General features: G+C 39.8%; 7 protein-coding genes. 3 read left to right on the top strand and 4 right to left on the bottom strand.

The annotated features are described in order from the left end of the window. Positions 1-96: 96 nt before the first annotated feature. On the bottom strand, positions 97-678 hold the full coding sequence (locus KH400_RS15660; protein WP_217226170.1) for a hypothetical protein: 582 nt from the start codon (positions 676-678) through the stop codon (positions 97-99). Between the two features lie 224 nt (positions 679-902). Between KH400_RS15660 and KH400_RS15655 the strand changes: the two genes are divergently transcribed. From KH400_RS15655 to KH400_RS15645, 3 genes are all read left to right on the top strand, one after another. Continuing rightward, a complete protein-coding gene (locus KH400_RS15655; RefSeq protein ID WP_217226168.1) occupies positions 903-1,070 on the top strand; it encodes a hypothetical protein in 168 nt (55 codons plus the stop codon). Between the two features lie 145 nt (positions 1,071-1,215). Beyond that, complete coding sequence (locus KH400_RS15650; protein ID WP_217226196.1) at positions 1,216-2,892, top strand: long-chain fatty acid--CoA ligase; 1,677 nt, start codon at positions 1,216-1,218, stop codon at positions 2,890-2,892. A 1-nt stretch (position 2,893) separates the two neighbouring features. Continuing rightward, a complete protein-coding gene (locus KH400_RS15645; RefSeq protein ID WP_217226166.1) occupies positions 2,894-3,868 on the top strand; it encodes a phosphotriesterase family protein in 975 nt (324 codons plus the stop codon). Between the two features lie 21 nt (positions 3,869-3,889). On the opposite strand, the gene srtD is transcribed toward KH400_RS15645, so the two are convergent. The 3 genes from srtD to KH400_RS15630 form a co-directional block, all read right to left on the bottom strand. Next, positions 3,890-4,471, bottom strand: coding sequence for a class D sortase, LPxTATN-specific (gene srtD, locus KH400_RS15640; RefSeq protein ID WP_217226164.1), 582 nt, complete (start codon positions 4,469-4,471; stop codon positions 3,890-3,892). Further along, entirely contained in the window at positions 4,459-5,409 is a 951-nt protein-coding gene (locus tag KH400_RS15635; RefSeq protein WP_217226162.1) for a processed acidic surface protein, read from the bottom strand. Before KH400_RS15635 ends, srtD begins: the two co-directional genes overlap by 13 nt. Before the next feature lie 82 nt (positions 5,410-5,491). Continuing rightward, complete coding sequence (locus tag KH400_RS15630) at positions 5,492-5,833, bottom strand: DUF192 domain-containing protein (RefSeq protein WP_217226160.1); 342 nt, start codon at positions 5,831-5,833, stop codon at positions 5,492-5,494. Between the last annotated feature and the right edge of the window lie 167 nt (positions 5,834-6,000).

Below are 6,000 nucleotides of genomic sequence, written 5' to 3'. Positions count from 1 at the left end.
AAATACTCCCCCTAAGGTAAAACAGATTTTTATTTTTTAATCTGTCTACCCTAGAGGGAGCATATCAAAAGGTAAACTAACCTTTTGTCCCAGCCTCTATTTGATCCCTAATTCTTCTAAAATGATCTTATACTCACGTTCCATTTGTTTTAATGCGATAACCGTATTTTCGTAATAAATCATCGATTCGTCGATTTCCTGAGTATTGTTGGTTGCAACCGCGTCAGATAACGTCATCGTAAGTGCATCAAGCTCAATTAGTGCACTCATATGGATTTGATGTAAGCCCTCGAACTCACTAGGCACCTCCATTGAAAGCATCTCATCACTTAGTTGTTGTAACTCTTGTAACGAAGCTCTTCCTTGTTCTAGCTGCTGACCATTTACGTTATTGTCGTTAAAAATTGAAGAGAGGTCTTTCATGCGCATATAGAATGTATCGAGGTAAAACCCAAACTCATCTGCATATGTAACGACATCATTGCTGGCATGGACGCGAAACTTATTTTGTTCTTTATTACTTGGTTCTGGAACGATGAGTGAGTGTCCCTCCTCATTAGGACTTGTGTGTCTGTCATTGTAGGCAGTTTTCATATCTTGAGCGATATTTTGTGCATTATCTTCTGCACAACCGACAGCTAATAAAGCAATACATAATAAAATTAAGATTCGTGACATGAATGTAATCCCCTTTCCAAATTGAGTATGGGTGTTAGTGGTTGTATTAAATGGAATTATTTTTAGTTTGTGGTAGTCATTTCAATCCTATACATTTTCTTTGATAAAACTTTTGTAGGTTGGGTAGGCAGTGTTAGTGTTTCTTCTGTTCACATTATTTTCATAAATTCCTGTCATGACACATAAGGATTAGTAAGTGTTTAATCGAGAGGAGGAGGCATCGATTGTTTGACACCCTAGTTCTTCTTTTCGTGATCGTGTTTTTTACACTCTTTTTCTTTTTTATGATGGCAGGGAACAAGGTTTCAAAGGTAATAGAAATAAAATTAGCAGAAGAAGCGAGACGAGAGGAATTTAAAGATTATGACCCGGATCAAGAGAAAAGTGGTTAATGGAGAGCGCCTATTTAGCCCTACATAGCTGGATAGGCGTTTTTGTATGAGCAGGCATATCCATACGTGCTACAAAATATACATAGGCAATGACAATCGTCAGTGAAGTAAATAAGCAGAATAAATTTATTAGTGGTGGTGATTTCTGTTGAGTGAGCATTTTAAATTTTGGCCGAAACGACTTCCAAAGAGTTTATCGATACCCAAAACAACAGTAGTCGATAATTTAGAAGTCGCAGCCAGACGATATCCGAAGAAAACAGCGATTATTTATTACGGGGGAGAGATGTCGTACCAACAATTACAGTCCGAAGTAGAGACAGTTGCAGCTTATTTACAAACGATAGGAGTAAGTAAAGGGGACCGTGTGATTTTGTATATGCAAAACTCACCTCAATATGTGATTAGTTATTATGCGATCTTACGTGCTAATGCTGTTGTTGTTCCGATTAATCCAATGAATAAGAAAGAAGAACTTGAATTTTATTGCAATGATTGCCAAGCAAAAGTGGCCATTGTCGGACAAGAGCTCTATGATCAGATTGCTGAACTTCGCGAGAGCACGGAACTTTCTCACTTGATTATCGCTAGTTATTCTGAGTATATTAGTGATTCATTTGATCCATCGTATGAATATCCAAAAGAAGTAACGATGCCTCCAATGTTTCAGAGCTCTAGTAATTGTGAAACAACGTGGAAAGAAGTGTTATTGTACCAAGGGCAAGTAGGCCCTATTGAAACCTCAGCTTCAGATCTTGCAGTCTTACCGTATACATCTGGAACAACTGGAAAGCCCAAGGGGTGTATCCATACCCATCAAACGATTCAGGCCAATGTGGTTAGTGCGTTTTGTTGGATGAACCATACGTCAGATTCCGTTTCCTTAACTACTTTACCTCTGTTTCATGTAACAGGCATGCAGCATAGTATGAATGCGCCGATTTATGGTGGAGGAACAATGGTGATCATGACTCGCTGGGATCGAGAGCTTGCTGCGAAATGGATTGAGGATTATCAATGTACGAACTGGATTAACATCAGCACGATGCTGGTTGATTTTTTGTCCAATCCCAACATAGATGATCTAGACCTTCAATCGTTAACAACGATTGGTGGGGGAGGAGCTCCTTTGCCTGAGGCGGTTGGGAAACAATTGTATGAGCGAACAGGCATTAAATATGCGGAAGGATATGGTTTGACAGAAACGATGTCACATACACACTTCAACCCGCCCGATCACCCGAAACTCCAATGTATGGGAGTCCCTTCTTTTGATGTTGATGCACGTATTATTCATACAGAAACGTTAAAGGAAGTAGGGATTAATACCCCAGGTGAACTGGTCGTTCATGGGCCACAAGTGTTTAATGGGTATTGGAATCGTTCGGCCGATAATGAGAGCGCATTCATCGAAATGGATGGCAAGTCATTTTTTAGAACAGGAGATATTTGCCGCGTTGATGAAGAAGGCTACTTTTTTATCGTAGACCGACTGAAACGAATGATCAATGTTTCAGGGTTTAAAGTTTGGCCAACAGAGGTTGAATCGATCCTTTATGAGCACCCTTCTGTGAATCAAGCCTGTGTTGTTGGGGTTCCTGATCAAAGAAGTGGTGAAGCTGTGAAGGCTTTTATTATCTTAAATAACGGTGATCAAGTAAGTGCTGAAGAGGTGATTTCGTGGGCAAAAGGTCAGATGGCAGCCTACAAAACTCCTCGATCAATTCAATTTGTCAAATCCTTACCCATGACAAGCAGTGGTAAGATTTTATGGAGACAACTGCAAGATGAAGAATACAAGAAACGTGCTGGGGAGGAATAGCATGTCTACTGTGCAGACAGTAATGGGGGAAATTTCTGTTTCTCAATTAGGTAAAACATTAATTCATGAGCATTTCATTTTTGGATACCCAGGATTCCAAGGAGATGTGACGCTTGGACGGTTTGACCGAGCAGAGGCCCTAAAAAAGTGTATCACTATAGCAGAAGGGTTAAAGGAGCATGGTGTTGATACGGTCGTTGATCCCACACCAAATGATTGTGGAAGAGACCCACTTTTTTTAAAGGAGATTTCCGAAAGAACTGGGGTTCAAATCATTTGTGCTACGGGATATTATTATGAAGGAGAAGGTGCACCGCCTTATTTTAAGTTTCGTCAATCGTTAGGAACTGCTGAGGATGACATCTATGACATGTTTAGGAAAGAAATTGAAGATGGAATTGCTGACACGAAGATTAAACCAGGTGTAATAAAGCTAGCCTCTAGCAGAGGAAACATCACAAGCTATGAGCGAATGTTTTTCAAAGCAGCGGCACGTGTTCAACAAGAGATAGGGATTACCATCGTCACGCATACACAAGAGGGGACGATGGGTCCTGAACAGGCAGAGTTATTGGTTGAATTAGGGGCAGATCCGGCTAATATTATTATTGGTCATATGTGTGGGAACACAGATATCAGCTATCACTTACGTACGTTGGAGACCGGTGTTTCGATTGCTTTTGATCGATTTGGTCTGCAAGGTTTTGTTGGCGCACCATTAGATCAAGAGCGAATGGCTACTGTACTAGGGTTAATTGGCATTGGCTATGAAGATAAAATCATGCTTGCACATGACACAGTCAATGTTTGGCTTGGACGACCGCCACAATTATCACCAAAAGCAGAGCAAGCCCTTGCAAATTGGAAACCGACCTATATATTTGAAACCATCTTACCTATGTTACAAAAAGCTGGTGTATCTGATGAGCAGCTAAGGACATTATTCGTTGAAAACCCAAGGAAAGCTTTTGCATAGAAAAACATCTACTAGGTACCTTTAGTTGCCTAGTTTTTCTTTTGTAACTAATTCAGAAATAATCACATAGCGTTTGCTTGCTGGACCTATCACATGAAAGGGATAGCATGTGCTAAGTGTCAAAGTTGCCTTTGGTTTTGGTACGATCACTGTGCGGTCATTTTTATCAACGATTCTAATTTTTCTTATCTGGTATACAAAGGATTCCGTAGGTGTTTTCACACGGAGTTGATCGTTTGTTGTTAAGGCATCGAGATTGCGAAAGACGGTATCGCGGTGGCCTGCTAAAACGGAATTGTTATTTTTTCCAGGTAGAGCACTTCCAGGCACATGACCGATCCCTTTTTGTAATTCCTGTTCCTTGGCTCCATGATAAATCGGAATGGAAACCTCGAGTTTAGGTATTTCGAGTGTACCTAGGTAATCACCTTTGCTTGGCCGGTGATCTTGTAACAGGCCAACTTCGCGAACGTCTTCTTTTGGTTGGACGACAAGGTATCCTTCGAGAAATTGTCGAACATTCAACACCGTAAATCCAATCGCTACGATAAAAATCAACAGCCAGATAGTCGTAACGATTCGCTTTTGCTTTAAGGTGTCCATTTGCTAGTCTTAGCTCTAATGAACATGAATAGTGAAAAAACGGAAAGCAACAAGCCGAACGCTGTATTCAAACTATAGGGTGAAGCTGTTTGTGGTAGTTTAGCAGCGATAACGGTTTCATTTAAGTTTGTTGACAATTGAGCCAGATTAACGGTTTCACTAGCTGCTTCAACGATTACATCTGAAGCAAACACTTCTTCATCAACGGTCATATCAGCGATGAGGTTTCCATCTTGATTAAAGACAGAAACGAACAGGCTCGGCCCAGGAGCTTCACTTAGGGTTGTAACGTGTTCTACGTCCTCTCGTGCTTCATTGTCAGTTTCCCATTTATAATCGACCTCAACATTGAATGTTTCAATCATTTGATTAAGAAGTGACCGTAAAGCTGTATCGTTAAGTTCTCCCATTTGATCATGTTGCGCGCGCAGTTCAGTTAGGGTTGCTTCTAAACTTGTTAATTGCTGTTTAAATTGATCCTGTTCAATTTCATATAAATGATCTAAAAATTGATCGAGCTCTTCAGCTGTTAAATCTAAAATCGAGAGGAAACCGGTAATGAGTTGATACTCCCTGCTGTGATCTAAATAAAAAGAGATTTCTGTATCTAAATCCTCAATAAAACGGTAATCTTCAAGGGACTCACCGAAATCAGCTAATAAACGTTCCAGCTCATCATGGGTTAACTGATATTTAGTGAGTAATTGATTTAAATTATCTTCATTAATTGGTTCTCCTAAAAAGGCTTTCAACTCTGTTAACGTTTCAAAGTCCGCTAAAGACCTATCGTAACTAGCTAAGTACTGCTCTAAATGTTGTTGGTTCCACTCTAATGTTTGTAAAAATGAGTAAAGCTCGTCATCGTGTAGTTGAGCGAGGGAAACGGTAGGGATTGATAAAATAATGACTAACAAAAGGCAAATGATATTCTTTTTCATCTTGTTCACTCCACGTTTAGTTGATACTGTTTAGCGTTAGTAAAATTAGTTATTTTATACAACTTCTGCACATATGTTTTCCTTAAAATGTGATCATATCTCCATTGGTAATGTTGTAACGGATAATGGTCTGTAGCGGTACTTCTAAAGTTGTTTGTGCACCTTTTACTGGTAATAAGACGCGCCATGGCTTTACGTTTGGAACGGCTTTGATGACTTGATTGTGGTGATCTAAAAAAATAACATCAATCGCGATAAACATAAAAAACATATGGATCGAGTTGCAAGGGTAGAGGACAATGCCTTCGTTAACGAGTGGTTTATGCCGAAACATTAAACCTTTAAGCCGTTTGGAAAATGTCTGTGCTTGTCTCAACCGAATGTCTGTGGCGATCTCTTCACCTGTTCGTGTATATATTTTCATCTTTATCCCCCCCAACTTACAATGTTATCCATCCAACGAACTGGGAATTTTATTCCAGCAACTCCCGCTATTCGAACGTAAGAAACGATGTTATTATCAATGTAAGGCCAAGCGTTAGCCTGAAAACAAGCAATAATTACAATAAATAATCAACACACAAAGCAGTA

The sequence above is a fragment of the Desertibacillus haloalkaliphilus genome (genome assembly GCF_019039105.1).
In the GTDB taxonomy this organism is placed as follows: domain Bacteria; phylum Bacillota; class Bacilli; order Bacillales; family KJ1-10-99; genus Desertibacillus; species Desertibacillus haloalkaliphilus.
This window is presented reverse-complemented; position numbering and strand designations above follow the sequence as displayed.